26 protein-coding genes and 1 tRNA gene are annotated in these 24,163 nt (G+C 62.7%); 18 read left to right on the top strand and 9 right to left on the bottom strand.

All coding sequences use genetic code 11. From position 1 onward, the window contains the following. Positions 1 to 8: 8 nt before the first annotated feature. Positions 9 to 815 (top strand): ABC transporter permease, encoded by an 807-nt coding sequence (locus ACFQL3_RS13830; protein WP_377055269.1) that lies wholly within the window; start codon positions 9 to 11, stop codon positions 813 to 815. Continuing rightward, complete coding sequence (locus ACFQL3_RS13825; protein ID WP_377055267.1) at positions 806 to 1,579, top strand: ABC transporter ATP-binding protein; 774 nt, start codon at positions 806 to 808, stop codon at positions 1,577 to 1,579. The genes ACFQL3_RS13830 and ACFQL3_RS13825 overlap by 10 nt, the downstream gene beginning before the upstream one ends. A 56-nt stretch (positions 1,580 to 1,635) precedes the next feature. On the opposite strand, the gene ACFQL3_RS13820 is transcribed toward ACFQL3_RS13825, so the two are convergent. After that, positions 1,636 to 2,307 carry an SOUL family heme-binding protein gene (locus ACFQL3_RS13820; protein ID WP_377055264.1) on the bottom strand — a complete coding sequence of 224 codons (672 nt, stop codon included), beginning with the start codon at positions 2,305 to 2,307 and terminating at the stop codon, positions 1,636 to 1,638. An 86-nt stretch (positions 2,308 to 2,393) separates the two neighbouring features. Beyond that, positions 2,394 to 2,720 (bottom strand): 2Fe-2S iron-sulfur cluster-binding protein, encoded by a 327-nt coding sequence (locus tag ACFQL3_RS13815; RefSeq protein WP_377055262.1) that lies wholly within the window; start codon positions 2,718 to 2,720, stop codon positions 2,394 to 2,396. Between the two features lie 239 nt (positions 2,721 to 2,959). On the opposite strand from ACFQL3_RS13815, the gene ACFQL3_RS13810 reads away from it, so the two are divergent. Further along, the gene (locus ACFQL3_RS13810) at positions 2,960 to 4,771 is read left to right on the top strand and encodes a formate/nitrite transporter family protein (protein ID WP_377055260.1); all 1,812 of its coding nucleotides are present in this window, start codon (positions 2,960 to 2,962) and stop codon (positions 4,769 to 4,771) included. Positions 4,772 to 4,793: 22 nt separating this feature from the next. Here ACFQL3_RS13810 and ACFQL3_RS13805 read toward each other — a convergent pair whose 3' ends face one another. Continuing rightward, the gene (locus tag ACFQL3_RS13805) at positions 4,794 to 4,961 is read right to left on the bottom strand and encodes a hypothetical protein (RefSeq protein ID WP_377055258.1); all 168 of its coding nucleotides are present in this window, start codon (positions 4,959 to 4,961) and stop codon (positions 4,794 to 4,796) included. A gap of 100 nt (positions 4,962 to 5,061) precedes the next feature. Here ACFQL3_RS13805 and ACFQL3_RS13800 point away from each other — a divergent pair, with 100 nt between their 5' ends. The 3 genes from ACFQL3_RS13800 to ACFQL3_RS13790 all read left to right on the top strand — a co-directional run bounded on the left by ACFQL3_RS13800 (position 5,062) and on the right by ACFQL3_RS13790 (position 7,583). After that, positions 5,062 to 5,754, top strand: coding sequence for a carbonic anhydrase (locus tag ACFQL3_RS13800; RefSeq protein ID WP_377055255.1), 693 nt, complete (start codon positions 5,062 to 5,064; stop codon positions 5,752 to 5,754). A 200-nt stretch (positions 5,755 to 5,954) separates the two neighbouring features. Next, positions 5,955 to 6,149 (top strand): cold-shock protein, encoded by a 195-nt coding sequence (locus tag ACFQL3_RS13795; RefSeq protein WP_006087767.1) that lies wholly within the window; start codon positions 5,955 to 5,957, stop codon positions 6,147 to 6,149. Positions 6,150 to 6,353: 204 nt separating this feature from the next. After that, positions 6,354 to 7,583: an FAD-dependent oxidoreductase gene (locus tag ACFQL3_RS13790; RefSeq protein ID WP_377055252.1), complete on the top strand. Its 1,230-nt coding sequence runs from the start codon at positions 6,354 to 6,356 to the stop codon at positions 7,581 to 7,583. Positions 7,584 to 7,708: 125 nt separating this feature from the next. Here the strand turns inward: ACFQL3_RS13790 and ACFQL3_RS13785 are convergent, their stop codons facing one another. The 3 genes from ACFQL3_RS13785 to ACFQL3_RS13775 all read right to left on the bottom strand — a co-directional run bounded on the left by ACFQL3_RS13785 (position 7,709) and on the right by ACFQL3_RS13775 (position 10,777). Further along, positions 7,709 to 8,671, bottom strand: a complete 963-nt coding sequence (locus ACFQL3_RS13785; protein WP_377055250.1) for an electron transfer flavoprotein subunit alpha/FixB family protein — start codon at positions 8,669 to 8,671, stop codon at positions 7,709 to 7,711. Further along, positions 8,668 to 9,459 carry an electron transfer flavoprotein subunit beta/FixA family protein gene (locus ACFQL3_RS13780; RefSeq protein WP_377055248.1) on the bottom strand — a complete coding sequence of 264 codons (792 nt, stop codon included), beginning with the start codon at positions 9,457 to 9,459 and terminating at the stop codon, positions 8,668 to 8,670. The genes ACFQL3_RS13785 and ACFQL3_RS13780 overlap by 4 nt, the downstream gene beginning before the upstream one ends. 67 nt (positions 9,460 to 9,526) lie before the next feature. Beyond that, positions 9,527 to 10,777, bottom strand: coding sequence for a helix-turn-helix transcriptional regulator (locus ACFQL3_RS13775; RefSeq protein ID WP_377055246.1), 1,251 nt, complete (start codon positions 10,775 to 10,777; stop codon positions 9,527 to 9,529). Positions 10,778 to 10,944: 167 nt separating this feature from the next. On the opposite strand from ACFQL3_RS13775, the gene ACFQL3_RS13770 reads away from it, so the two are divergent. Together ACFQL3_RS13770 and ACFQL3_RS13765 are read left to right on the top strand one after the other, a co-directional pair. After that, positions 10,945 to 12,168 carry a DUF7096 domain-containing protein gene (locus ACFQL3_RS13770; RefSeq protein ID WP_377055244.1) on the top strand — a complete coding sequence of 408 codons (1,224 nt, stop codon included), beginning with the start codon at positions 10,945 to 10,947 and terminating at the stop codon, positions 12,166 to 12,168. 95 nt (positions 12,169 to 12,263) lie between these two features. Further along, positions 12,264 to 12,752 carry a type IV pilin gene (locus ACFQL3_RS13765; RefSeq protein WP_377055242.1) on the top strand — a complete coding sequence of 163 codons (489 nt, stop codon included), beginning with the start codon at positions 12,264 to 12,266 and terminating at the stop codon, positions 12,750 to 12,752. Positions 12,753 to 12,761: 9 nt separating this feature from the next. On the opposite strand, the gene ACFQL3_RS13760 is transcribed toward ACFQL3_RS13765, so the two are convergent. Further along, the gene (locus ACFQL3_RS13760) at positions 12,762 to 13,388 is read right to left on the bottom strand and encodes a methyltransferase domain-containing protein (protein ID WP_377055240.1); all 627 of its coding nucleotides are present in this window, start codon (positions 13,386 to 13,388) and stop codon (positions 12,762 to 12,764) included. Between the two features lie 164 nt (positions 13,389 to 13,552). Here ACFQL3_RS13760 and ahaH point away from each other — a divergent pair, with 164 nt between their 5' ends. The 8 genes from ahaH to ACFQL3_RS13720 all read left to right on the top strand — a co-directional run bounded on the left by ahaH (position 13,553) and on the right by ACFQL3_RS13720 (position 21,559). Next, on the top strand, positions 13,553 to 13,885 hold the full coding sequence (gene ahaH / locus ACFQL3_RS13755; protein ID WP_377055238.1) for an ATP synthase archaeal subunit H: 333 nt from the start codon (positions 13,553 to 13,555) through the stop codon (positions 13,883 to 13,885). Then, positions 13,872 to 16,082: a V-type ATP synthase subunit I gene (locus ACFQL3_RS13750; RefSeq protein ID WP_377055236.1), complete on the top strand. Its 2,211-nt coding sequence runs from the start codon at positions 13,872 to 13,874 to the stop codon at positions 16,080 to 16,082. The genes ahaH and ACFQL3_RS13750 overlap by 14 nt, the downstream gene beginning before the upstream one ends. A gap of 68 nt (positions 16,083 to 16,150) precedes the next feature. After that, entirely contained in the window at positions 16,151 to 16,387 is a 237-nt protein-coding gene (locus tag ACFQL3_RS13745) for a hypothetical protein (RefSeq protein WP_377057108.1), read from the top strand. Between the two features lie 27 nt (positions 16,388 to 16,414). After that, positions 16,415 to 16,996, top strand: coding sequence for a V-type ATP synthase subunit E (locus tag ACFQL3_RS13740; protein WP_377055234.1), 582 nt, complete (start codon positions 16,415 to 16,417; stop codon positions 16,994 to 16,996). Beyond that, positions 16,993 to 18,048 (top strand): V-type ATP synthase subunit C, encoded by a 1,056-nt coding sequence (locus ACFQL3_RS13735; RefSeq protein ID WP_377055232.1) that lies wholly within the window; start codon positions 16,993 to 16,995, stop codon positions 18,046 to 18,048. The genes ACFQL3_RS13740 and ACFQL3_RS13735 overlap by 4 nt, the downstream gene beginning before the upstream one ends. Continuing rightward, on the top strand, positions 18,045 to 18,377 hold the full coding sequence (locus ACFQL3_RS13730) for a V-type ATP synthase subunit F (protein ID WP_377055230.1): 333 nt from the start codon (positions 18,045 to 18,047) through the stop codon (positions 18,375 to 18,377). The genes ACFQL3_RS13735 and ACFQL3_RS13730 overlap by 4 nt, the downstream gene beginning before the upstream one ends. Before the next feature lie 3 nt (positions 18,378 to 18,380). After that, on the top strand, positions 18,381 to 20,141 hold the full coding sequence (locus ACFQL3_RS13725; RefSeq protein ID WP_377055228.1) for an ATP synthase subunit A: 1,761 nt from the start codon (positions 18,381 to 18,383) through the stop codon (positions 20,139 to 20,141). 2 nt (positions 20,142 to 20,143) lie between these two features. After that, positions 20,144 to 21,559 carry an ATP synthase subunit B gene (locus ACFQL3_RS13720; protein WP_377055226.1) on the top strand — a complete coding sequence of 472 codons (1,416 nt, stop codon included), beginning with the start codon at positions 20,144 to 20,146 and terminating at the stop codon, positions 21,557 to 21,559. 87 nt (positions 21,560 to 21,646) lie between these two features. Here the strand turns inward: ACFQL3_RS13720 and ACFQL3_RS13715 are convergent, their stop codons facing one another. Next, positions 21,647 to 22,948: a tRNA pseudouridine(54/55) synthase Pus10 gene (locus ACFQL3_RS13715; RefSeq protein ID WP_377055224.1), complete on the bottom strand. Its 1,302-nt coding sequence runs from the start codon at positions 22,946 to 22,948 to the stop codon at positions 21,647 to 21,649. A 73-nt stretch (positions 22,949 to 23,021) separates the two neighbouring features. Beyond that, entirely contained in the window at positions 23,022 to 23,240 is a 219-nt protein-coding gene (locus ACFQL3_RS13710) for a PLDc N-terminal domain-containing protein (RefSeq protein WP_377055222.1), read from the bottom strand. Positions 23,241 to 23,331: 91 nt separating this feature from the next. Here ACFQL3_RS13710 and trmY point away from each other — a divergent pair, with 91 nt between their 5' ends. Continuing rightward, on the top strand, positions 23,332 to 23,928 hold the full coding sequence (gene trmY / locus ACFQL3_RS13705; RefSeq protein WP_377055220.1) for a tRNA (pseudouridine(54)-N(1))-methyltransferase TrmY: 597 nt from the start codon (positions 23,332 to 23,334) through the stop codon (positions 23,926 to 23,928). Positions 23,929 to 23,986: 58 nt separating this feature from the next. Next, positions 23,987 to 24,059: transfer RNA gene (locus tag ACFQL3_RS13700), tRNA-Pro, on the top strand. Positions 24,060 to 24,163 lie beyond the last annotated feature (104 nt).

Below are 24,163 nucleotides of genomic sequence, written 5' to 3'. Positions count from 1 at the left end.
ATTGAACAATGGCAACTGACACACTCAGCGAAGAACTCGACCGTGACGAGGAGGCGTTTGCCCCGCTATCGAGCTTTGATCTGCAGCATACCGCGCTCGGCATCACCGGCATCCTGACGTTCATCGGGGTGTGGTGGATTACCTCGCTCTCCCAACCGGAGTACGTCCTGCCATCGCCGCTGACGGTCGGCGAAACGTTCTCCGAACTGGCAGCCAGTGGTGAGATGACCACCGCGCTCTTCCAGAGCATGCTCCACTGGCTCCCCGGTGTCTTCATCGGGACGCTACTCGGCGTCGGTTTCGGCGTCATGTTCGGCTGGAGTCGCTCGCTGGACGATCTGTCGGCCCCGGTCGTTCGGTTGCTGCGGCCGGTGCCACCGCTGGCGCTTATCGGCTTCGCAATCGCGTGGTTCGGAATCAACCACTGGGGAGCGGCGTTTATTATCGCCATGGGTGCGTTCTGGATCAACTTTTATGCGGCGTACGGTGGCGTCGAGGGGGTATCGGAGGACCTACTCGATGTCGCGCGGAGTCTCGGCGTCAACGGGGATATCGAACTGGTCCGCTCGGTCGTCGTACCCGCCGCACTCCCGGAAATACTGACCGGGATGCGCACAGCTATCGGCCGCTCCTGGATGCTCGTGGTGGCTGCCGAAATCTTCGGCGTTCCGGGTATCGGTCGGGAGATTCTGCGCGCATCGAACAATCTGCGGGTCGACGTTGTTATCGCGTATATTCTGGTGTTGAGCCTCACGTACCTGGTAATCGATACCGCCTTCAGAACGGCCCAACAGGAGGTGCTCGTATGGCGATAGAAGACGGCGAACGGGTCGCCGAGACCGGAGTACGCGTCGATGGCGTGAGCAAGCAGTATCGGAGCGAGGGTAGTCCCGTGCAGGCACTCCGGAATGTCACGTTCGACGTCACCAAGGGTGAGTTCGTCTGCCTGGTCGGCCCCTCCGGCAGCGGCAAGACGACGTTGTTCCGGATTATCGCAGGGTTGGAAGAGCCCACCAAGGGGATGGTGTTCCTCGGCGATGCCCCGGTCAAGGAACCGGGGACGAACATGGGGGTCGTCTTTCAGGAGTACCACCTGTTTCCCTGGCGGACTGTCCGCGGGAATATCGCGTTCGGTCTCGAAAAGCAGGGCACCCCGGCCGACGAACGGACAGAGCGCGTCGACCGACTGCTGGAACTGATCGGCCTCGAAGAGTTCGCCGATTCCTACCCCAACCAACTCTCTGGCGGCATGAAACAGCGAGTCGGCATCGCCCGGGCGCTGGCGATCGATCCCGGTCTACTGCTGATGGACGAACCGTTCGGTGCCGTCGACGCGCAGACGCGCAGGATGCTACAGGACGAACTCCTGGAGATCTGGCAAGAAACCAAAAAAACGGTGCTGTTCGTCACTCACGACGTCGAGGAGGCGGTGAGACTCGCCGATCGGATCGTCGTAATGAGTTCCGAACCGGGAGCGGTCCGTGAGACGGTGACTGTCGACCTCCCGCGTCCGCGCTCCCGATCCGACCCCGGATTCGGTGAGTACTACGAACAGGTCCTCGACCTCATCCGGGAGTAGCGACCGTCGAGTCTTCCGTATTCGACCCGCCGTCTCCGAGTCGGTCCCGAACGCTCTCAGCCCTGGTCAGGTGCCTCGACTTCGACTGCGACCTCGTTTCGCCGGAGGAACGGCAGCGTCCACGGCGCGTCGTAGCCCATGTAGAACGGCTCTCCGGTGATGGGAACGTCCGCCGCTTCGAGCGTCTCCAGTAGCCGGTCGCTTTCGCGAGCGACTCGCTCGTCGGTGGGCCGCCAGGAGAACTGGCGGACGGCAAGAGTCCGTTCGGGCACTCTCGTCAGCGTCACCTCGTCGTGGGTTGGCTGGGGCGCCGAGTCGATGTCGTACTCCTCCGGGAGATGAAACGCCATCCTGACGTCCGAATCGTCGCCTTCGTCACCGCCGACGTGACCTGTCTCGACGCCGGTTCCCCGCTCGACCGGTGCAGTCATCGGAATCGATGTCCCGTCCCCGTCAACTTCTACGGGCGCGGTCATCGGGAGTTCGTCGGCGGCCACGTTATCACCGCCGATATATCGGAACAACCGACCGAACGCTTCCCGCTCGGACGTCGCCACGGTCTCGGCGAGAACGACCGACGGATACCGGCGTAGTTCGGCGTCGCCCACCTGAGCGACGACGGTGTAGGCAACGCTCTCCGTGCTGTATCGCTGATAGAGGTTCCAGGCCCCCACAGCACCAGCGACGCCGGCCGCCAGCGCCAGACCCGCACGCAACTTTCGAACCATACGGATACTTCGACAAGCGTCAGTGTAACTCTTCTGTCGCGCCGGGTCGCGTGATCAGTGGCGGCCGAACCGGCCCTCCCCCTCGTCTACCCGTTCTCGTCGACTTTCTGCCCCCAGAACCCCGGATGCTTGGTCACGTCGACGTCACCCTCGACCGTCGTCTGACAGGCCAATCGCAAGCCATCTTCGGGGTCATGTGGCGGAAACGAGAGGCGGCGTTGCTCCTGAGAACTCTTCTCTCCGACCGCTCCATCGACCTCGACGGCACAGGTGCCACACGTCGAGTTTCCTCGACAGTTTACGCTATCTGCCAATCCGTTGTGTGGACTCTCGCCTGCCCGAAGCAGGACGTCACGGAGGATCTCGCCCGTCTCACAGTCGATCTCACGATCACGGAACTGAACCGTCGGCATACGGAATAGTACGTTTCCTGTGAACGTATGTCTTGGCACCGAATTTCACAAGGCTGCACGCAGTGGGTGACCGCCCCGTCAGTTTAGAGAAGCGTCGCTCAGTGACCATCTCAGTCACGTCGGATCGATCCCTGCAGAACCCTGGTGCGAGGCCGCGCCGTTCGGCGGCATCCGGACGTCTAACCGTCATCAGGCGTAGATGGTAGCTTTCAAGTCCTTCCGAGGAATTTGACCGACCAATGCAGGACCCGGACACCGACGACCGAGAAGCCACTACGGGCGAGACCGTCGAACGGTCACAGATGGGCGCACCGGCCGTCGGCGAGGCCGTCCATGACCGTTTCTCGGCCGACGAGGTGTTCCAGCGGATCGTCGCTGCGGCGGACGAGGAGGTCACCGCAAGCGGGCGCGAACTCTTCTTCAGCGGCATCGCCGCAGGGTTCGCCATCAGTATCACGTTTCTCCTCTATGCCTCGGTCTCGGCGACGACCGACAGCAAAGTCGTCGGATCGCTGCTCTATCCCCTCGGCTTTCTCTACATCATCATCGGCGGCTACCAGCTATACACCGAAAACACCCTGCCGCCGGTCGCGCTCACGCTCGAACGTCTCGCGTCGCTCCCGGCGCTACTTCGGCACTGGACAATAGTACTTGCGGGGAACTTCGCGGGCGGTGCGGCGGGCGCGATGGCGCTCACCTGGGGTGGCGTGTTTGACCCGGCTGCGGCGACCGAAGCGCTAGAGATCTCTCGGCACGGTGCCTTCGAGGTCGGCTGGTGGTCGCTCTTTTTCAAGGCGGTGTTCGCCGGCCTGATCGTCGCTGGCGTCGTCTGGGTTGGGTTCGCGTCGCGTGATACCATCTCTCGTGTGGTCATAACGTATCTCGCCTTCCTGGCGATCCCCCTTGGCGGGCTCTTTCACGTTGTCGTCACCTTCACCGAGGCGCTCTACCTGATGTTCCACGGTGAGCTGGCGCTTCTCCCCGGTATTACGACGTTCATTCTTCCCGTCCTGATCGGCAACACGATCGGCGGCGTGGCGCTGGTCACCATCGTCAACTATTTCCAGACCAGCGAGAACCGTCTCGAATCGGCCCGATTCGACGGGATCGAGCGACGGCTGACTGTTCGTGAGTGGCTGTTCGGCCGTCTCGTGGGCAGGTCGTACGTCCCGATCCTCGATAGCGCCGAGCGGGACATCGGCTCCGAAGAGTCGGATTTCGATATTCTGGTTCCGATCGCGAACCCCCGGACTGAGGGTCCGATCGTCGACTTCGCGTGTACGCTCGCAAGCGCCAGAGACGGAGCAAGCGTGCAGGTGGTCCACATCGTGCAGACGCCACGGGGTCGCTCCTCGGACTTCCGTCCCGGCCAACGCCAGAGCATCATCGCCGAGTCGGATCGGTTGATGGCCGATATCAAAAGCCGTACCGTCGACTACGACGTCGAGGTCAACACGTCCCGGATCATCACGAACCGGTCGTTCGAGGAGGTGTTCGACACCGCCCGGCGCGTCGAACCGGATCTCGTGATGCTGGGCTGGGAGGAAGACCGACTCTGGAGCGATGCCCGTGCCGAGCGACCGATTTCGGAACTGACCAACCAGCTCCCCTGCGACTTCCTCGTCGTCAAGGACCGTGGACTGGACGCTTCGCGGATCCTCCTGCCGACCAGAGGCGGTCCGGACTCCGATCTGAGCGCCGAAGTCGCACAACTGTTTCAGTCCGCCACCGGTGCCTCGGTATCGGTGTTGCACGTCGTCGACGGGCCGGACGAGCGCGACGATGGCGAACGCTTCATCGGCGAGTGGGCGATCGACCACAGTCTGGAAGACGCCGAAACGATCGTCGACGACAGCGGGGACGTCGAGGGCGCGATCAAACGCGAGGCGACCGAGGACACTCTCCTGCTGCTCGGGGCGACCGAGCGTGGACTCCTCTCACGGCTCGTAACTGACTCGCTGCATCTGGACGTCGTCAACGAGGTCGACTGTTCCGTACTGCTGGCCGAACGACCGTCGGAGCGCTCCATCCGCGACCGGCTGTTCGGCTAGCGAACGGGGTCAGCGGTCGTCGTCACTCGTCGCCGACGAACACCGTCGCGAGGCGCGCCTTACACTGCGGGCAGTTCAACGTCTGCCACTTGTCCGGGTCCAGATCGCCGTAGGTCTTCGACCGGATGGCGTCCTCGACCGGCACGGACTCGCCGCACTCGTCGCACTCGTAGACGTCCTCAGTTGGCATGCCTGACGATTGACCGCGGGCGGGTTTAGTTCTCGCTACATGCGCCGGTACGCGTTGTACGAATCGGAAAATAAAACCCGCCTCATTGAGATGTAAACGTATGCCCGAAACGACGCTTCACGAACTGCTCGAACGGAACGCCCGTCACGTCGATTCGCTGTCGCCGGACCACTTCGCGGCCGTCCAGGACGCCCAGACACCCGCCGCAGTCTCGATCTGCTGTTCCGACTCCCGGGTTCCTCAGGACGGGATGTGGGATATCGACGAGCCGGGCTGGCTGTTCACGCCGAGTACGATCGGCAACCAGGTCTGGGACGTTCACGACGGTGAACGGGTCGTCGACGGCAGTGTCCTCTACCCGATGGTCAACACCGAGACGGACGTGACTCTCGTTGTCGGCCATAGCGGCTGTGGCGCAGTGACGGCCGCGCTCGACGCCGTCCAGAACGGCGGTAGTGAGGTTCCGCCCGGGATCGAGAAGTGGGTCGATCTGCTCGTCCCTGTCGTGGAAGCCGGCCTCGACGACGAGCGTGTCGACGCCGACCGCGACGTGAGCATCGTCGATCAACTGGTCGAGTACAACGTCGACCAGCAAGTCGAGTTCCTGCTCGACAGCGACGACGTCCCCAGTACCGAAACCGTCTACGGGTTCGTCTACGACTTTCAGGGTGTCTACGGCGAGGACCGAGGGAGCGCGTATTTTGTCAACGCCGACGGCGAGACCGATACCGAGGCGCTTCGTGAACTCGTACCGCCCGAGTTCACGGACGCAGTCGCCCGTCTTCTGGAGTAGGGCGGTCCCGGACGGCGTCGTCGTCACCTTTATTGACTCCTCGATCCCACTCTGCCGTTCACGTGTTTTCACGAACGGCCGGCGGAATTAACAGATGTTCACGATTCTCGTCGGCAGTTCGGATCATATTTTAAAATCCGCCAGTAATCTGAACGAGTAACACAACCCTTATACGTAATACTGGCGTCGGTACGGTTGCAATGGCGAAAGGAAACGTTGATTTCTTCAACGACACAGGCGGCTACGGTTTCATTTCGACGGACGACGCGGACGATGACGTTTTCTTCCACATGGAAGACGTTGGCGGTCCGGACCTCGAAGAAGGCACAGACATCGAATTCGATATCGAACAGGCCCCCAAGGGCCCCCGGGCGACCAACGTCACCCGACTCTAATTCGGTTCGACTTCCCGTCTTCGGACGGGAATGCGGATTGTATTTTCTTTTGGACTCACCTGAGATAGCGACGGTGCTGTCGACGCATGCGTAGTTCCTGCCGAGAGTAGTCTCGACCACACGATCGGTTTTCGGTCATCTGCACGATAGCGGCCGCTCACCCAGGTGACCGTGCCTATCAAGTCCATGCCGTCCCTAGAGCGCATGATGCACAGTACGGAGGTACTCGTCGTCGGCGGTGGGGGAACCGGAACCGGAATCGCGCGCGACCTGGCGATGCGCGGACTCGACGTGACGCTTATCGATCGGGGCGGCCTCGGCATCGGGACGACCGGGCGCTCACACGGACTCTTGCACAGCGGCGCGCGCTACGCGGAGTCGGATGCTGCGGGAGCACGTGAGTGTATCGTCGAAAACGATATTCTGCGGGACATCGCGGGGGAATGTATCCGCGACACGGGGGGATACTTCGTCAGACTGGCAGACGACGACCCGGAGTACTTCGAGGAGAAGTACCAGGCGTGTCTCGAACACGACATTCCCGCTGAACGGATCTCGCCGGAGGAGGCCCGCGAGGCGGTGCCTGATCTCGCCGAAGACGTCGAGGAGGTGATGGTCGTTCCTGACGGTGTGATCTACCCGTCCCGACTCGTCGCGGCGACCGCCGCCGATGCACGCGAGCACGGTGCAGCGATCTACCCGGACGCACCGGTGACCGAACTGCTCCGTGACGACGGCCGAGTGATCGGTGCGGCAGTCGACCACGGCATCGGGAAGATTCACGCCGACCACATCGTCAACGCGACCGGCGCGTGGGCCGGGCAACTCGGCGATATGGCGGGTGTCGATATCGAGATGAAGCCCACCCGGGGGGTCATGATCGCGCAGGAGTACGACGGACTCGATATCGTACTCAACCGCGCTCGTGACCCGGACGACGGCGACATCGTCATCCCGCACGCAGAGCAGGTAGTGCTCGGGACGACCAGTGTCGAGGTCGAGGATCCGGACGAGTACGAGAAAGCGGACTGGGAAATCGAGCGGACCATCGAGGAGTGTGCCGAGATGTTCCCACCCGCGGCCGAGGCACCCGAGACCCGCACCTACTGGGGCGTCCGGCCACTGTACGCACCAGAGGAGGCTGAAACCGGGGGGGCACGCGGTATCTCGCGCGGGTTCTTCGTGCTCGATCACGAGGAACGCGACGGCGTCGAGGGCTTCACCAGCGTCGTCGGCGGGAAGCTAACGACCCATCGCATGATGGCGGAGGCGGCCGCCGACTCGATAGCCGAGCGTCTCGGCGTCGACGAGCCATCTCAGACCACCGAAAAGCCGCTCTACGCCAGCCAGGACCCGGAGCAACTCGACGAACTCGTGGCGGAGTTCGATATCGACGGGCCGTCCGACGCGGACGTGATCGGGAGCGTACAGTAAGCCCGCGGTAGACCGCCTGTAATAGGCTCCCGGGGGAGAGTCTCGACTACTACATATTTCGAAGCGTATGGCTACTGTTTTCAAACCAATATACTACAGAAATCGAAGTAAGAGCGACTCGCGTCCTATTCCCCGAACTCTTCGATCAGTTCCGGTACGACCTCGAACAGGTCGCCGACGATTCCGTAGTCTGCCAGATCGAAGATCGGGGCGTTCGGGTCGGTGTTGACCGCGATGATCGTTTCCGCGCCCTTCATTCCGGCGACGTGCTGGACGGCCCCGGAGATGCCGATGGCGAGGTAGACGTCCGGCGTGACGACCTTGCCGGACTGGCCGACCTGCCGCCCCTTCGGAAGCCAGCCGTTGTCGATGATCGGCCGGGACGCCGACATGGTCGCGCCGAGGGTGTCGGCGAGGTCCTCGATCAGTTCCAGGTTCTCCTCCTCCTCGATCCCGCGGCCGATCGAGACCAGCAGGTCGGCCTCGGTGATGTCGACGTCGCCCGCGCCGACCTCCTCGAAGCCCTTTACCGTCGAGCGGACCGCGCTCTCGTCGATATCGACGTCGGCCGCCTCGATTTCGGCTTCGCCCGCTCCCTCAGTGACGGGCCACTCGGCGTCCCGGACCGTCACGGCGACGCCGTCGCCCGCGTCGACAGCGTTGGTCGTCGCGACCTTCGAGCCGTACATTTCGCGGGTAGCGACCAGTTCGTCGCCGTCGAGGTCGAGTTCGACGGCGTCGGGGACGTAGGGCAGGCCCAGACGCTCCGCGAGCGCGGGGGCGGAATCTAGCCCGTTGACCGTGTTCGGGAGCAGAAGTACCTGCGGCGCAACCTCGTCGTACAGTGCCGCGATAGCCTGCGTATAGACGTCGTGGTTGAACTCCTCGCCCGCTCCGACGGTCAGGATGCGGTCGACGCCCTCTCGGTTCAGATCGTCGGCGAACGCGTCGACGTCCCCGCCGATGACCGCGACGTGGAGGTCGCCGCCCGTCGAATCGGCGAGTTCGCGGCCGGCCGTAAGTAGCTCGAAGCTCACGTCACGGAGTTCGCCGCGGCGGTGTTCCGCGACGGCGAGAATATCCGTCATTCTGCCACCCCCTTCTCCCGAAGCACTTCAGCCAACCGTCCGGCGGTTTCGCTGGCTCCTCCTTCGATCAGTTCTACGTCGCTTTCGGTCTCGGGGACGTACATCTCCGTGACGTCGAGCGCGCTATCGGCCGCCGAGGGGTCGACGTCGAGGTCGGACAGCGTCTCGACGTCCAGGTCTTTGGCCTGTGCCTGCCGGATGCCGCGCAGGCTCGCGTATCGGGGCTCGTTGATCCCCGTCTGGATCGTTAGCACTGCTGGCAGTTCGACGTCGGTTAGCTCCTCGACGCCGCCTTCGAGTTCGCGCCGCACCGACGCGACGCCGTTATCGGCATCCAGATCGAGGTCGTTGACGACGGCTGCCCATTCGTAGCCCACGCGTTCGGCCAGCGCGACGCCAGTGCCGCCGAAGGCGTCGTCCTCGGCCTGGACGCCGGTGAGCACGAGGTCGGGGTCCTCGGCCTCGACGACCGCTCCGAGTATCTCCGCTTTTGCCCCGACGTCAAGCGTTTCGGTCGCTTCGAGGTCGTCATCCCAGATCCGGAGCGCGCGATCTGCGCCTTTCGCGAGCGCCATTCGGATCGTCTCGTCGCTTCGCTCGGGGCCGATCGTCGCCGTAACTACCTCGACGTCGTCCTCCGATTCGCTGATCTGGACGGCCTCCTCGACGGCGTAGTCGTCCCACTCGTTGAGATCGTACTCGCGGTACTGTTCGGCGATCTCGGTCCCACTGATCTCGAACTCGTCGCCGACCGTAACTACCTCTTTGACGGTCACCAGAACCTTCATGATTATCTATTGCACGCGGTACTCGCTAAACCTTTTTGAAACTCGGGATCCGTCGCTTCCCGTTGTCCTACTGCTCGGTCTCTGTGATATCCTCATCGGGGAGGCTAATGAGGTTCTCGCGGCCGATCCGCAGTTTGTCGATCCGACCGTCCTCGTCCATCGACGAGAGCAGTTGCGAGACTTTCGCGTTCGACCAGCCGGTCTCCGTGACGATGTTGGCCTGTTTCATCCGACCGCCGTTCCGCTCGATCAGGCGCATCACGCGCTCTTCGTCGCTGAGCAGGTCTGGATCGACCCCGTCGTCGGTCTCGTCGGCGTCGGACGCCATGGCCACCCCGCCCGTCTCGGTCTCCGCTGGCTCGTCGTGCTGTGTCGCGCCGCCGACTGCTCCCTCGTCGGGTAGACCGTCGGGCTGCTGGCCGTCAGGCGCGGTGATGGCCTCTGTCTCCCCGTTGGTGATGGTCGAGGAGAGAGCGCTTCCGATCGATTCTTCGTCCGAACGGTTCACCAGGAAGACCCCTGCGACGAGTGCGACGAGCAAGAGGAGACCGATTCCTCCTCCGACCAGTGCTATCGTCGAGAGTCCCCCGGTGGCTGGGGGTTCGACCGGTCCGCTGGTCGTGACGTAGGTGATCCGGATGTCGTTGGCCTCGAACGTTTCGGGGCCGGTCCACTGGGCGGACCGGTCCTCGAACCCACTGTCCGGCGGCGTATCGAGGCTGAATCCGTCCACAGCGTACCCGTCAGGTGCGACGATTACGAGCCGCTGGTCGTCGTTCAGGCTCGGGAGCCAGGTTTCGCCGTCACCCGACTGGAAGACGTCGGCAACTTCGACCCGGTCACCATCGACCGCGGCGAAACCCGTCCACGTGAACGACAGGGCGAGCGTCCCGGTTCCGTCCTCGACCGATCCGTTCCACTGCTCGTCACGGAGGATCATCTGGCGGTCCGTCGCTGCCGATGCACCGTCCGCGTACGTGCGGAAGGTATCGGTGGAGTAGCCGATGTCTTCCTCCCCGTTCTGGAGGTCCTCGACCAGTTGCTCGAAGGCCTCGCGGTCGGCTTCGTCCTCCAGTTCGTACCGGGTGCTCACGGTCCACTCGGCGTGGCCCTCGCCAGTTATCTGGACCCGGAGTGTCTGGCGGACTGACTCGTTGCCGTCGTCTTCCGCCTGCTGGAGCGTCTGCACGCTCTCGGACCACGGGACATCGTCGCCACTGATGGAGGGATCGGTGGGTGCGGCGACGGCACCACCTGATGCGGCCGCGAGGAGGGCACACGTAAGGATAACGACCACTAGGACGGCGGAAACCCGCATATAGACTCGTGTTATCTCCCGGTAGAAAACGCTTTCCATAGATAAAACGTCTCTACTGGTTATGAATTATCTCGCGCCTGCTCGTGGTGTTTCATCCAGAGTGCCGCTGGGAGACTAATCGGAGGGATCCGCGAACTTTTATATAGCAGACGCTTACATCTACGGTAATGACGCGCATCCTCGCGACACTGCTCGTCGCCCTCCTCGTCGCCTCCGCACCGATGACGGCCGTCGTCGGTGGCGTCGGCCCACCAACGTCCGGTCCGGACGACGTCGCCACCGCCTCGCTCTCCCAGACCGAGGTCACGGACCACGAAGGTATCACGTGGATTACGACCGGGAGCGACGCCAGGGCTGGCTCTGCCGAGCACGGTGCTGACCTTGGGAGCGCTCTCGCTATGGGTGATACGGAGTTCCGAACGCAGATCCAACTGGGGACCGTCGAACGCGCCTTCGAGAACGCGGAGTCGCCCGAACAACGGCAAGCGGTCCTCAATGAACACCTCGACGAGATCAAAGACCGGACAGTAGCGCTTCACGAGCGGGAAGCGGTGCTTGCAGCAGCGTACAGCAACGGCGAGATGGACGACAGCACCCTCCTCCGTGGCATTGCGGAGGTGAGCAAGGAGGCCCGGACGCTCCGGTCCGCGGCTGATACAGTCGACGAACTCGCCGAGACCGATCCCGAGGTGACGGTGAGTGTCCGCAATATCAAGGGCGATCTGAGCCGGTTCGATAGCCCGATCCGAACCCAACTGCTGGAAGCGACCTACGGTACCGCCGAGCGTGCGGGCCCGATACAGATCTCCGCGGCCGAGAACGCGCTGGTCCTGAGCACCCTCGACGAGTCGAGTTCGGACGCCGACGATCGGATCTACGTCCGTGAGGGCGTGCAGTTCGATCAGTTCGCGCCCGACGAACCGCCGACTTTCGAAAGTCTGACTGAACTCGACGACCGCGGCCCGGAGCTATACCCGTGGATCTACTCGAACCTCTTCGGCCTCGGGATCAGCGGCTACGACAGGCTGATCGCTCTCAGTCTGGATCATCCCCGCGGCGAGTCGACGTCGCATATCGACTTTAGTACCCAGGAAGTCGTCATGGAGTATCACACGCTTACCGTCGACTCGCTCTCGACGACCGCAACGGTCAGTCGGTCGAACGAGAACGCAACGGTCTCTAGTCACCGCGTCTCCGGGGGCGGCCCGGTCTGGGTATCGGTGACCGGTCCCGACTCCGAGGAACCCGTCGACGCGACGGTCTCAGTCGCCGGTCAGCAGTCGGTCGAGACGGACGAGGACGGCACTGCCTGGCTGCTTGCGCCCGAAGATGACGTCGAGGTGACGGCGACCACGGACGCGGGCGAGGTTTCGATCACGGTCCGGGAGTAGCGTCTCTGAAAACCACCGACAGTTCCTGATAGCGATCTATACTTCCCCAATACCGGTCTACAGATTTATACGCCAGTACGCGGCGATGGCAGGGTATGAGGACGCACGGGGACGTGCCGACGGATAGAGCACTCACGCCAGTCATCGGCGTCGTCCTTCTGGTCGGACTCACCGTCGTGATCGCCGGGGTAGCCGCCGGTGGCCTGCTCGCCGTTGAAGAGCCTGAGCCACCGCCGACAACGGTGCTCGACGTGACGGCCGACGCCGACTCGGATACGATCAGGGTCCGACATGCGCGCGGTGACGCGCTCGAACCGTCCGAACTATCGGTACGGATCGCTGTCGAGGGGACTGAACTGGACGAACAGCCACCAGTCCCGTTCTTTTCGGCAGACGGCTTCGCCCCCGGACCGACCGGTCCGTTCAACTCCGGGATGGACGACGACTGGACCGCAGGAGAGACCGGTTCCCTTCGGATCGCGTCGACGAACACACCGGGTGGGCTTGCCGCCGGCGAGTCGGTCAGCGTAACTATCGTTTACGACGAGCACGTCCTCGCTGAGAAAACTGTAACTGCCCGCTAAACGGCCCGTCTAGATGTCCTCGGGAACCGTCGCAACCGTCGTGATGGCGATGTCGGGCTTGTGGGAGGGGCCCATCAGGTAGTGGTCGAACTCCTCGTAGCCCGCCTGTTCGAACATCCGGTCCGCCTCCTCGTCGTCGTAGAACAGCATGATCGCGTCCGCAACCCGCTGCATGACCGAGTTTCGCGGGTTGTTCGGGCCGACGACGAGCACCTGCCCGCCGGGCTTGACGACACGCCGAAACTCCCGAAGCGCGTTGACCGGGTTCGGCCAGTATTCGATCGATCCCGACGACCAGAGGACGTCGAAGCTATTCGTCCGGTAGGGCAGTCGCTCCGCGTCCCCACGCGCGAACTTGACTGGGTCGTGCTTGCCGAGTTTGGCCCACGCTTTCTCCATCTGGTGGACGCTCTGGTCGAGTCCGTGTACGTTCTCGGTCTTTTCGAGCAATCCTTCGGTGGCAAAGCCGGTACCGGAACCGACGTCGAGGACGCGGTCGTCCTCGTCGATGTCGAGCAGAGCGATCGCTTCGGTTCGCATGGCCTCGTTCCAGATGAACGGGTTAATCTGATCGTACACCTGCGAGAGATACTTGTAGAACACCCGTGCGCGTCGTTTATTTTCGAGAACGCCCATTGCTACGCCGTTAGGACTGGGTGATCATAATCCTGACCGTTCGATGGTACGACGCGCCAGACCGCTTTCCAACCGGGTTGGATCTTAAACCCCCGCAAAATGAGCGGGCGCTGTTTCGCAACTACCTTATACGCCCATTCGCAATTATCCGCCTGCCAAAAGATATGCCGAGGCCAGAGGTCCTTGACCAAATTCAGACGGCGGAAGACGAAGCTGACGAGATCGTTGCGGAGGCCGAGGCGGAGCGGGACGACCGTATCGCCGAAGCCCGTGAGCGTGCCGAGGAGATCCGCGCGGAGGCGGAGGCCGAGGCACGAGAGTTGAAAGAACAGCGACTCGCGGAGGCCCGCGAAGAGATAGAGGACGAACGGGAGGCGATCCTCGAAGAGGGACGCCAGCAGCGTGAGGCGCTCGCAGAAGACGCAAGCGAGCGCGAAGACGACGCTGTCGAGTTCGTCCTCGATATCTTCGAGGAGGCGGTGCATGCTCAGACCTGAGCAGATGAGCAAGGTGTCGGTGGCAGGCTCCCGGACCGTGATGGAGCCGGTCATCGAGACCGTCCACGGGATGAATCTGGTGCACCTGAGTGACTACGACGGCTCTTGGGACGGCTTCGAGCACGGCGATCCGATCGAAGGCTCCGAGGACGCGTCGGAAAAACTCGTGACGGTTCGCGCGCTGGAGAGCATCCTCGACCTCGACGACGACGAAGCCGGCCCGAGCCGGATCGTCTCACAGGAAGAGATCGACGACGAACTCGACGGGATCCAGACCGAAGTGAACGAGCTCGACGACCGACGTGACGAGATTCGGGACGAGCTGCGGCAGGTCAACGAACGGATCGAATCGATCGAGCCATTCGTCGATCTCGGAATCGATCTCGATCTCCTTCGTGGCTACGACTCGCTCGAAGTGCGGGTCGGTCACGGCGACGTCGAGGAGATCGAAGCGGCACTGGAGGACGAAGAGACCGTCGACGCGTACGAGACGTTCACCGGCGACGAGGTCGTCGCGGTGTTCGTGTACCCGGTCGACGACGCCGAGGGCGCACTCGAAGACGCGCTCGTCGGTATCGAGTTCGCCGCACTAGAGGTGCCTGACAGCGACCGAGCGCCCGAAACGTTCCTCGCGGAACTTCGCGAGCGCAAAGGCGAGCTACAGGATCAGCGCGAGCAGATCGAAGCGGAACTCGCAGAGCTCAAAGAGGAAGTCGGGGGCTTCCTGCTGGCGGCCGAAGAGAAGCTCTCGATCGATGTCCAGCGTTCGGAAGCGCCCCTGCAGTTTGCGACGTCGAAGCGGGCGTTTATCGCCGAAGGCTGGATTCCAACGGAGCGATACGACGAGTTCGAGACTGAACTCCAAGATGCGGTCGGCAACCGACTGGAGGTCGAAGAGCTCGTTCGTGCGGACTACAACGAACAGGGTCACGCAACGCACGCCGAAGCCGTGGAACCCGAAGAGTCGGCGAGCGAGGAGCAATCGCCCGCCGAGGAAGAGGAACCGCCGAAAGCCGCGACGGATGGCGGACAGCCCGTCGGTGCTAACGGCGGCGCGACGATGATGGACGACTCCCCGCCGGTCGTGCAGGACAACCCCGACATCGCGGAGCCGTTCCAGATGATCGTCAACACGGTCAACCGACCGAAGTACAGCGAGATCGATCCGACGTTGATCGTGTTCCTCTCGTTCCCCTTCGCGTTCGGGTTTATGATCGGTGACATCGCGTACGGACTGCTCTATTTGGCGCTCGGGGTCGCACTGTACCGGTCCGAGTCCGTAGGGCTGCAGGCGATGGGTGCCATCGCTCTGTGGTGTGGTGTCTTCACGACTATGTTCGGCTATCTGTACGACGAACTGTTCGGGATCCACATGTACGAACTGGGGATCCACCTGCCGTTCGCAGGCGTGATATCGAAAGGGATCGCGTCGCCGGACTTCGTCAACTTCTGGCTCGTCGCTGCCGTGCTGTTCGGCATCGCGATGCTGAGCCTGGGCTGGATCGTCGGCTTCGTTAACGACCTCCAGCACGGCGTAGTCGAATCGGGCCTCGAGAACCTCTCGTGGGTCGTCGCACTCAACGGCTTTTTCGTCTGGGTCTTCTCCCAGCACCTCGCGTCCGGAAAGCCCGGCTTCATCGTCGGTCCGGAGGCGGCGCTCAACAACGGAGATATCGCTGGGTTCCTTACGTTCAGTGGCTTTCCGGAGACGGTCGGTCTCATCGGTCTGGGACTGTTCGTCGTCGGACTCGTCGGTATCGGTATCGGCGAGGGTGGTATCGGGCTGATCGAGACGCCCGCCTACATCTTCGGTCACACCCTCTCGTTCCTGCGGATTCCCGCAGTGTTGCTCGCCAAAGCCGGGATGGCCTTCGTGGTCAACCTGCTTGTCTTCGGTGAGTACGTCGACGCCGAGGGCCACACCGTATTCGGTCTGCCGACGCAGGATATCGCCGCGATGGATGCACAGTTCGCGGGACTGCTTCACATCGATGCAGTGCCGTTTGCCCTACTCCTGCCGATCGCCATACTCGTGTTTGTAATCGGACACATCTTTGTCCTGCTGCTCGGTATCACGTCCGCAGGTATCCAGATGGTCCGTCTCGAGTATGTCGAGTTCTTTCAGAAGTTTTATGAAGGCGGCGGGGAGAAATATCAACCGTTCGGTTACGATCGAAGTCACACAACTCAAGACTGATTACAAACATGGAAGCTGCACTACTTACGACACTGGCTGAGACGGCAACGTTCCTGAACACGAACGCGATGAGCCCCGAAGCGGCACAGAACCTGGGCAATGGCTACGCGCTGGCAGCGGCCGGCATCGCTGTTGGTCTCGCGGCACTGGGCTCCGGATATGCGGAACGAGGTATCGGATCCGCTGCAGTCGGCGCTATCGCCGAGGACGAAGACCTGTTCGGTAGGTCGCTGGTTCTGACAGTACTACCGGAGACGCTCGTGATCTTCGCGCTCGTCGTCTTCATCCTGGTACTGGTGCAGTAGAGCCCCGACCAACCTCTATTTACAACCATGAGTTTAGAAACGGTAGTTGAGGACATACGAGACGAAGCCCGCGCGCGTGCGGAGGAGATCAACTCCGACGCCGAAGAGCGCGCCGACGAGATCGTCGCCGAGGCCGAGGCGGAGCGAGAGGAGCTCATCGCCGAAGCCGAAGCGGAGGTCGAAAAACAGATCGAACAGGAACAGGAACAGCGTCTTTCCAGTGCGAAGCTCGAAGCAAAGCAGCAGCGCCTCGAAGCCCGCCGAGATACGCTCGAATCCGTCTACGATCAGGTCGAAGAAGAACTCGCCACCCTCGACGAGGAGACCCGCAAAGAGCTGACGACGGCACTGCTCGATGCGGCCGCGGTCGAGTTCGACGACGGAGCGGACGTCGAGGTATACGGCCGTGCCGACGACAAGGAACTGCTCGAATCGATCCTCGAAGAGTACGACGGCTTCGAGTTCGCAGGCGAGCAGGACTGTCTCGGCGGCGTCGTCCTCGAGAGTGACACGTCGAACATCCGCGTGAACAACACCTTCGATTCCGTGCTGGAGGACGTCTGGGAGGACAACCTTCGAGACATCAGCGCACGGTTGTTCGACCAATGAGCTCGATCGGTGCATCGAATCCCGAGTACGTCAACGCCCGCGTCCGGGCTCGACGAGCGGCGCTCCTGTCGGATGAGGATTATCGGAAACTGATCCGAATGGGGCCCGGTGGCATCGCGCGGTTCATGGAAGAGACCGAGTACGAGACGGAGATCAACGCCCTCGGTGCGCGCTACAGCGGCACCGATCTGATCGAGTACGCACTCAACCAGAACCTCGCAAAGCACTTCCACGACATGCTCGACTGGTCGGAGGGGCGACTGAACGATCTGATCGCCCGGTACCTCCGCAAGTACGACACGTGGAACATCAAGACGGTCATCCGTGGCGTCTACTCCGACGCGTCGGCCGAAGCGATCCAGTCCGATCTGATCCGGGCGGGCGAACTCGAGCCCGAGTTCCTCGACCGGCTCTCCGAACTGGAGACCATCGAAGCGGTGGTCGAACAGCTCGACGAGACGCTGTACGGTGACGCGCTCGCAGACGCCCTCGAGGAGTTCGAGGACGACGGCGTGCTCGTTCCGCTGGAGAACGCAGTCGACCGGGAGTTCTACACGCACTTACTCGACGACCTGCCGACTGGCTGGAACGAGGGGCCGATCGGCCGGTACGTCGAGTTCCTGCAGGCGGAGATCGACTTCCTGAACGCGCGGAACGCGCTTCGGATAGCACGGAGCGGTGCCGACCTCGATCCGGCGGCGTACTTCATCGAAGGTGGAACGCTGTTCACCCCCAGTGATCTTCGATCGCTGGCGACGAACACCGACCAGTTGATCACGCATATCCGGGAGAGCAGGTACGGTGAGGACCTGTCGACCGCACTCGACGAACTGGAGGAGGCCGATACGCTCATCCAGTTCGAGCACGCGCTCGACGCGGCACTGCTGGAGTACACGGATCGACTGTCGACTGTCTATCCGGTGTCGATCACCGCCGTGATGTCGTATATTCTCGCCAAAGAGCGGGAAGTCGAGAACATCCGTGCGATCGCACGCGGTCGCGAAGTCGGACTCGACGAAGCGGAGATCGAGGAGGAACTGGTGATACTATGAGCCAGGAGATAGCAGTCGTCGGCAGTCCCGAGTTCACGACCGGCTTTCGACTCGCCGGGGTCCGTGAGTTCCACAACGTCGCCGACGACGAGAAAGACGATGACCTCGACGACGCGGTTACCGCAGTGCTCGAGGACGAGGGGATCGGAATCGTCGTCATGCACGACGACGACCTCGATCACCTCTCGCGGAACGTCCGGCAAGACGTCGAGACGAGCGTCGAACCCGTCGTCGTTACGCTCGGTGGCGGTGCCGGGAGTGGCGGACTGCGCGAACAGATCAAACGGGCCATCGGTATCGATCTGATGGACGAAGACGAAGAGAGCTAAATCATGAGCAAAGCAACAGATACGGACACTATCCAGGAGGACGGTGTCATCGACAGCGTGAGCGGACCTGTCGTGACGGCGGCCGACCTTGATGCCCGGATGAACGACGTCGTCTACGTCGGCGACGAAGGGCTGATGGGCGAGGTCATCGAAATCGAAGGCAACGTCACGACGATTCAGGTGTACGAGGAGACGTCGGGTGTCGGACCCGGCGAACCCGTCGAGAACACGGGCGAGCCACTGAGCGTGGATCTCGGTCCCGGCATGCTGGACTCCATCTACGACGGCGTCCAGCGTCCCCTCGACGTCCTCGAAGGAGAGATGGGAGCGTTCCTCGACCGTGGGGTCGACGCACCCGGTATCGACCTCGACAAGCAGTGGGAGTTCTCCCCGACCGTCGAGGAGGGCGACGAGGTCGAGGCCAACGACATCATCGGCACCGTCCCGGAAACCGAGAGTATCGAGCACAAGGTAATGGTGCCCCCCGATTACGAGGGTGGCGAGGTCAGCGCCATCGAGGCCGGCCAGTTCACCGTCGAGGAGACGGTCGCCGAAGTCGACAACGGCGAAGAGATCCAGATGCACCAGGAGTGGCCGGTCCGCAAACAGCGGCCGGCCGAAGAGAAGCGCACGCCGAAGACCCCGCTGGTCTCCGGACAGCGCATTCTCGACGGTCTGTTCCCGATCGCGAAAGGCGGGACAGCCGCGATTCCGGGCCCGTTCGGTTCCGGGAAGACCGTTACACAGCACCAACTCGCCAAGTGGGCTGACGCGGACATCGTCGTCTACGTCGGATGTGGCGAGCGCGGTAACGAGATGACCGAAGTGATCGAGGACTTCCCGGAACTCGAAGACCCGAAGACCGGGAAGCCGCTGATGAGCCGAACCTGCCTCATCGCGAACACCTCGAACATGCCCGTCGCCGCCCGTGAGTCCTGTATCTACACGGGAATCACCATCGCGGAGTTCTTCCGCGACATGGGCTACGACGTCGCACTGATGGCCGACTCCACCTCGCGGTGGGCCGAGGCCATGCGCGAGATCTCCTCGCGACTCGAGGAGATGCCCGGCGAAGAGGGCTATCCGGCCTACCTCGCCGCTCGCCTCGCACAGTTCTACGAGCGAGCCGGCTACTTCGAGAACATCAACGGGACCGAGGGATCGGTCTCCGCCATCGGCGCGGTCAGCCCGCCTGGCGGGGACTTCTCCGAGCCGGTCACCCAGAACACCCTGCGGATCGTCAAGACGTTCTGGGCGCTCGACGCCGACCTCGCGGAACGACGGCACTTCCCGTCGATCAACTGGACAGAGTCGTACTCGCTGTACCGCGATCAGCTCGATCCGTGGTACCGAGACAACGTCGCGGAGGACTATCCGGAGATCCGCCAGTGGGCGATCGACGTCCTCGACGAGGAGGGCGAACTCCAGGAGATCGTCCAGCTCGTCGGGAAGGACGCCCTGCCCGAGGACCAGCAGTTGACGCTGGAGGTCGCCCGCTACCTGCGCGAGGCATGGCTCCAGCAGAACGCGTTCCACGACGTGGACACCTACTGCGAACCGAACAAGACCTACCGGATGCTTCAGGCTATCAAGGCGTTCAACGACGAGTCGTTCGACGCGCTTGACGCCGGAGTGCCGGTCGAGGAGATCCAGGACATCGACGCCGCGCCGCAGCTGAACCGGATGGGCGTCGCCGAGGACTACGAACAGTTCATCAGCGACCTGGAAGACGACATCGCAGACCAGACGCGGGAGCTGTACTAACAATGAAAGAATATCAGACAATTACGGAGATCAGCGGCCCGCTGGTGTTCGCCGAGGTCGACGAGCCGATCGGGTACGACGAAATCGTCGAGATCGAGACCCCTAACGGCGACATCAAGCGCGGACAGATACTTGAATCGAGCGAGGGGGTCGTCGCGATTCAGGTCTTCGAGGGAACCGAAGGGATCGACCGCAAGTCGTCCGTTCGCTTCCTCGGCGAGACCATGAAGATGCCCGTCACCGAGGACCTGCTCGGACGGGTGCTCGACGGCTCCGGGAACCCGATCGACGGCGGTCCGGAGATCGTCCCCGACGAGCGGATCGATATCGTCGGCAAGGCGATCAACCCCTACGCCCGCGAGTATCCCGAGGAGTTCATCCAGACTGGCGTCTCGGCCATCGACGGTATGAACACCCTCGTTCGCGGTCAGAAACTGCCGATCTTCTCCGGATCGGGACTGCCGCACAACGACCTCGCACTCCAGATTGCCCGGCAGGCGTCCGTGCCGGAAGAGGAAGAGGAGGGCGAAGATGGCTCCGAGTTCGCAGTGATCTTCGGTGCGATGGGGATCACACAGGAGGAGGCAAACGAGTTCATGAACGACTTCGAGCGCACCGGCGCGCTGGAACGGTCGGTCGTCTTCATGAACCTCGCGGACGACCCCGCAGTCGAGCGGACGGTCACGCCGCGACTCGCGCTCACCACGGCCGAGTATCTCGCCTTCGAGAAGGATTACCACGTGCTAGTGATCCTCACCGACATGACCAACTACTGTGAGGCGCTCCGAGAGATCGGTGCCGCACGTGAGGAGGTCCCGGGACGACGTGGCTACCCCGGGTACATGTACACCGACCTGGCCCAGCTCTACGAGCGCGCCGGTCGGATCGAGGGCCGCGATGGATCGGTCACGCAGATTCCGATCCTGACGATGCCCGGCGACGACGACACCCACCCGATCCCCGACCTGACCGGCTACATTACGGAAGGTCAGATCTACATCGATCGGGATCTCAACAGCCAGGGTATCAAACCGCCGATCAACGTCCTACCGAGCCTCTCTCGGCTGATGGACGACGGTATCGGCGAAGGACTCACGCGCGTCGACCACGCCGACGTCTCCGACCAGATGTACGCGGCGTACGCCGAGGGTGAGGACCTGCGCGACCTCGTGAACATCGTCGGCCGCGAAGCGCTCAGCGAGCGGGACAACAAGTTCCTCGACTTCGCGGACCGCTTCGAGGAGGAGTTCGTCCAGCAGGGCTACGACAACAGCCGTTCGATCGACGAGACGGTCGAACTCGGCTGGGACCTGCTCTCGATGCTCCCGAAAGAGGCTCTCAACCGGATCGACCAAGACCTCATCGCGGAGCACTACCGCGAGGACGAGGGCGAAACCGTCGAAGCGACTGCCGACTGATCGGTCTCGAACTTTCTTCGGCCGTTTTCAACAGACTGAGCCGTGGCTCCGTCGATACGACACGTCGGCAAAACGGCTGCTCGCGGTTCAGGCGTCTCTGAAGAACTCGTCTTGCTCGAAGGCCTCGTCTTCGCCCTGCACGTCGAGCACGTCGAGCGCCGTCACTTCGGCGTCGATATCGAGCATGCCGGAGAGGCTTGGTTCGGTCCGGCCGTTGTCGCTACTGACCAGTTCCTTGACGTAGAGTCCGCCTGCGCCGTGGAGTTCGATATCGGCGTGACGCTCGTCTTCGAGTTCGCCGTCGACTTCGTACACGTCTCGCGTGCGCGTGATACTGGCTCGGCGGTGGTCGACGCGCTCGGGCGTGAACTGCTCGACGGTCGTCCCCTCCAGTTCGTCGAGGGCCGCCTGAAATTCGGCTTCGTCGACCGGTTCGTCGAACTCGACGTCCATCCGGTAGGTCTTGCTCGCTTCTAGCTCTTTGACGCGCTCGACCATCTCGTGGGTGGCGAGTCGGAGTCCCTCGACTTCGACTGCGCCCTCGGCCGCCTCGTTGATCCGCGCTTCGAGCGCCTCGACGTCCGGGCTACGGTAGTGGGGTTTCTTCACTTCGGCGACGAACGGTCGGCCGTGCTCGAGCATCCGCGCATCGACGTCCTCGCGCCCAGCACCGTGGAAGACGCCCTCCTCGCCCTCCATGGCGTCCCGGACGAGCGGCGCGACGTAGCCCTCGACGCTGTCGTCGTAGAGGTAGCCGCTCCCGCCGCAGTACTCGCAGTCGACCTCGCCGTCGGGGCCGAGCTCCTTGCCGCTGCCGCCGCACTCCCGGCATGGCCACTCTGTCTGGGGAATGTCCCGTTCGAGTTTGCGATAGCGGCCGTAGACGAACGCGGGGTTGACCTGGATTTCGACGTCGCCGTCGCGTTCGAGATTGAGCAGGGCGAGCACATCGGGTCGCTCGAAGTCGACCATGGTGTCCGTCTTCTGGCCGACGCGTTTGCCGACCTCGCGGTTGAATTCGGATTTGAACAGTTCGCCCGCATCCTCGTCGAGTCCGGCGTCCGCCCGGAGCAGTGCGTCGTTCTCCTCGATCAGCGGTGGCGTACGCGTCCCGACCTGATACGTCTCGAAGTGGACGCCCTCGAGCGCCTCGGCGACGCGGTCAGCCCACGCGTCGTACTCGCCACAGAAGCCCTCACAGACCCAGCAGTCCTCGGGTGGCGTCGATTCGTAGTCGGTATCGTCTTCCAGTGCGATGGTCGTCCGGAGTCCCATACCCCGTTCGTCGTTCGTCAGCCCGAAACTCCGGTCCGCGAAGGGACGCCCGAGGCAGGCGTCACAGAGCGGTCCGGTCTCCAGAAGTGCACGGGCGTCCTCGATAACCGTCATACCTCTATCCAGTCGGAGCGTGGGTAACTACCTTGTGGAAGCCAGTCGGCGAGTCCCGCCCGATCTCTCTCGCTTACAACTGCCCCCGACCGAGCAGGACGTACAGCAGGACGCCGAGAAACGGCGCGAAAAAGACCACGAGCGCCCAGAGGACCGCCGATTGGGGGCTGTTCCGTTGTGCATCGGAGTAAGTCCACACGATCAGGCCGACGTAGACGGCGAACAGTAGCAGGCCGAACAACAGGAAGAAGCCGCCGACTGCGCCGGACTGCAGGACGGTGATGGAGGGCATTATAATATATCATTGAATAAAGTGGAATAAATTCTTTTTGGCCAACAGGTCGAGTCGACGCCCCTTTTTATCCGCCCGGCTATCTCCGAGTATGCGACAGTTCATCGTAATCGGCCACGACGCCCCCATCGAGTCGGAGTTCGCGCTCTCTGATCTCGCGGGCGGGGCGGGCCGCCTCGACATACTCTGCCGGTGTGTTAACTCCGCGTTCTTCCTCTCGCACGATCTCCGCGAGGACGTCCGCGTGCATCTCGTTCTCCAGGACGAGTTCACGGTCACCTTCGAGGGGAGCGACCTCCGGCGACTCAACCCCGACGAGCGCTCGACGGCCGCGCTCGTCCGAAACGCGCTCGAACAACGTCAGGAAGCGATCGGTCATATCCCCGTCGAGACGTCGCCGGGCGTCTCGCTCACGCGAATCGGCTTCGAGGAGCTACTCGACGACGTCGCCAGCGAGGGATCGATCGTCCAACTGCACGAGGACGGCGACCCCATCTCGGACGTCGAACCGCCGACCGATCCGATCTTCGTTCTTTCGGACCACTACGACTTCGAGGAGTGGGAGGCGGAACTGCTGGCGTCGACGACTGATCGGCGGGTCCGACTCGGCCCGAATCGACTCCACGCTGATCACGCGATCACTGTCGCACAGCACTATCTCGACACCGACGGCTACACGCGATTCTGACGCTCGTTTGGGCACAGTCCGGAAGCGTTAAAAACGATACTCCCCTTCCTTCGTGTGCGGGCCGGTGGGGTAGCTTGGTATCCTTCGGCCTTCGGGTGGCCGTAACCGCGATTCGAATTCGCGCCGGCCCACTTTTCCCGCATTCCATCACCGCGAGCGTAGCGAGCGGTCCGGAATGCGTGGAAAATCCATCCAAGCGAATTCAGAATGAGGCCGAGGTTCTGCGCAAAGCGCA

Source organism: Natronoarchaeum sp. GCM10025321 (assembly GCF_042663585.1).
Lineage (GTDB): Archaea > Halobacteriota > Halobacteria > Halobacteriales > Natronoarchaeaceae > Natranaeroarchaeum.
The sequence above is the reverse complement of the archived record's forward strand: the minus strand, read 5'-3'. Positions and strand labels throughout refer to the sequence as shown.

Coding starts and splice junctions, on each gene's coding strand:
- ACFQL3_RS13830 (WP_377055269.1), top strand. CDS start 9: ATGGCAACTGACACACTCAGCGAAGAACTCGACCGTGACGAGGAGGCG.
- ACFQL3_RS13825 (WP_377055267.1), top strand. CDS start 806: ATGGCGATAGAAGACGGCGAACGGGTCGCCGAGACCGGAGTACGCGTC.
- ACFQL3_RS13820 (WP_377055264.1), bottom strand. CDS start 2,307: ATGGTTCGAAAGTTGCGTGCGGGTCTGGCGCTGGCGGCCGGCGTCGCT.
- ACFQL3_RS13815 (WP_377055262.1), bottom strand. CDS start 2,720: ATGCCGACGGTTCAGTTCCGTGATCGTGAGATCGACTGTGAGACGGGC.
- ACFQL3_RS13810 (WP_377055260.1), top strand. CDS start 2,960: ATGCAGGACCCGGACACCGACGACCGAGAAGCCACTACGGGCGAGACC.
- ACFQL3_RS13805 (WP_377055258.1), bottom strand. CDS start 4,961: ATGCCAACTGAGGACGTCTACGAGTGCGACGAGTGCGGCGAGTCCGTG.
- ACFQL3_RS13800 (WP_377055255.1), top strand. CDS start 5,062: ATGCCCGAAACGACGCTTCACGAACTGCTCGAACGGAACGCCCGTCAC.
- ACFQL3_RS13795 (WP_006087767.1), top strand. CDS start 5,955: ATGGCGAAAGGAAACGTTGATTTCTTCAACGACACAGGCGGCTACGGT.
- ACFQL3_RS13790 (WP_377055252.1), top strand. CDS start 6,354: ATGATGCACAGTACGGAGGTACTCGTCGTCGGCGGTGGGGGAACCGGA.
- ACFQL3_RS13785 (WP_377055250.1), bottom strand. CDS start 8,671: ATGACGGATATTCTCGCCGTCGCGGAACACCGCCGCGGCGAACTCCGT.
- ACFQL3_RS13780 (WP_377055248.1), bottom strand. CDS start 9,459: ATGAAGGTTCTGGTGACCGTCAAAGAGGTAGTTACGGTCGGCGACGAG.
- ACFQL3_RS13775 (WP_377055246.1), bottom strand. CDS start 10,777: ATGCGGGTTTCCGCCGTCCTAGTGGTCGTTATCCTTACGTGTGCCCTC.
- ACFQL3_RS13770 (WP_377055244.1), top strand. CDS start 10,945: ATGACGCGCATCCTCGCGACACTGCTCGTCGCCCTCCTCGTCGCCTCC.
- ACFQL3_RS13765 (WP_377055242.1), top strand. CDS start 12,264: ATGAGGACGCACGGGGACGTGCCGACGGATAGAGCACTCACGCCAGTC.
- ACFQL3_RS13760 (WP_377055240.1), bottom strand. CDS start 13,388: ATGGGCGTTCTCGAAAATAAACGACGCGCACGGGTGTTCTACAAGTAT.
- ahaH (WP_377055238.1), top strand. CDS start 13,553: ATGCCGAGGCCAGAGGTCCTTGACCAAATTCAGACGGCGGAAGACGAA.
- ACFQL3_RS13750 (WP_377055236.1), top strand. CDS start 13,872: ATGCTCAGACCTGAGCAGATGAGCAAGGTGTCGGTGGCAGGCTCCCGG.
- ACFQL3_RS13745 (WP_377057108.1), top strand. CDS start 16,151: ATGAGCCCCGAAGCGGCACAGAACCTGGGCAATGGCTACGCGCTGGCA.
- ACFQL3_RS13740 (WP_377055234.1), top strand. CDS start 16,415: ATGAGTTTAGAAACGGTAGTTGAGGACATACGAGACGAAGCCCGCGCG.
- ACFQL3_RS13735 (WP_377055232.1), top strand. CDS start 16,993: ATGAGCTCGATCGGTGCATCGAATCCCGAGTACGTCAACGCCCGCGTC.
- ACFQL3_RS13730 (WP_377055230.1), top strand. CDS start 18,045: ATGAGCCAGGAGATAGCAGTCGTCGGCAGTCCCGAGTTCACGACCGGC.
- ACFQL3_RS13725 (WP_377055228.1), top strand. CDS start 18,381: ATGAGCAAAGCAACAGATACGGACACTATCCAGGAGGACGGTGTCATC.
- ACFQL3_RS13720 (WP_377055226.1), top strand. CDS start 20,144: ATGAAAGAATATCAGACAATTACGGAGATCAGCGGCCCGCTGGTGTTC.
- ACFQL3_RS13715 (WP_377055224.1), bottom strand. CDS start 22,948: ATGACGGTTATCGAGGACGCCCGTGCACTTCTGGAGACCGGACCGCTC.
- ACFQL3_RS13710 (WP_377055222.1), bottom strand. CDS start 23,240: ATGCCCTCCATCACCGTCCTGCAGTCCGGCGCAGTCGGCGGCTTCTTC.
- trmY (WP_377055220.1), top strand. CDS start 23,332: ATGCGACAGTTCATCGTAATCGGCCACGACGCCCCCATCGAGTCGGAG.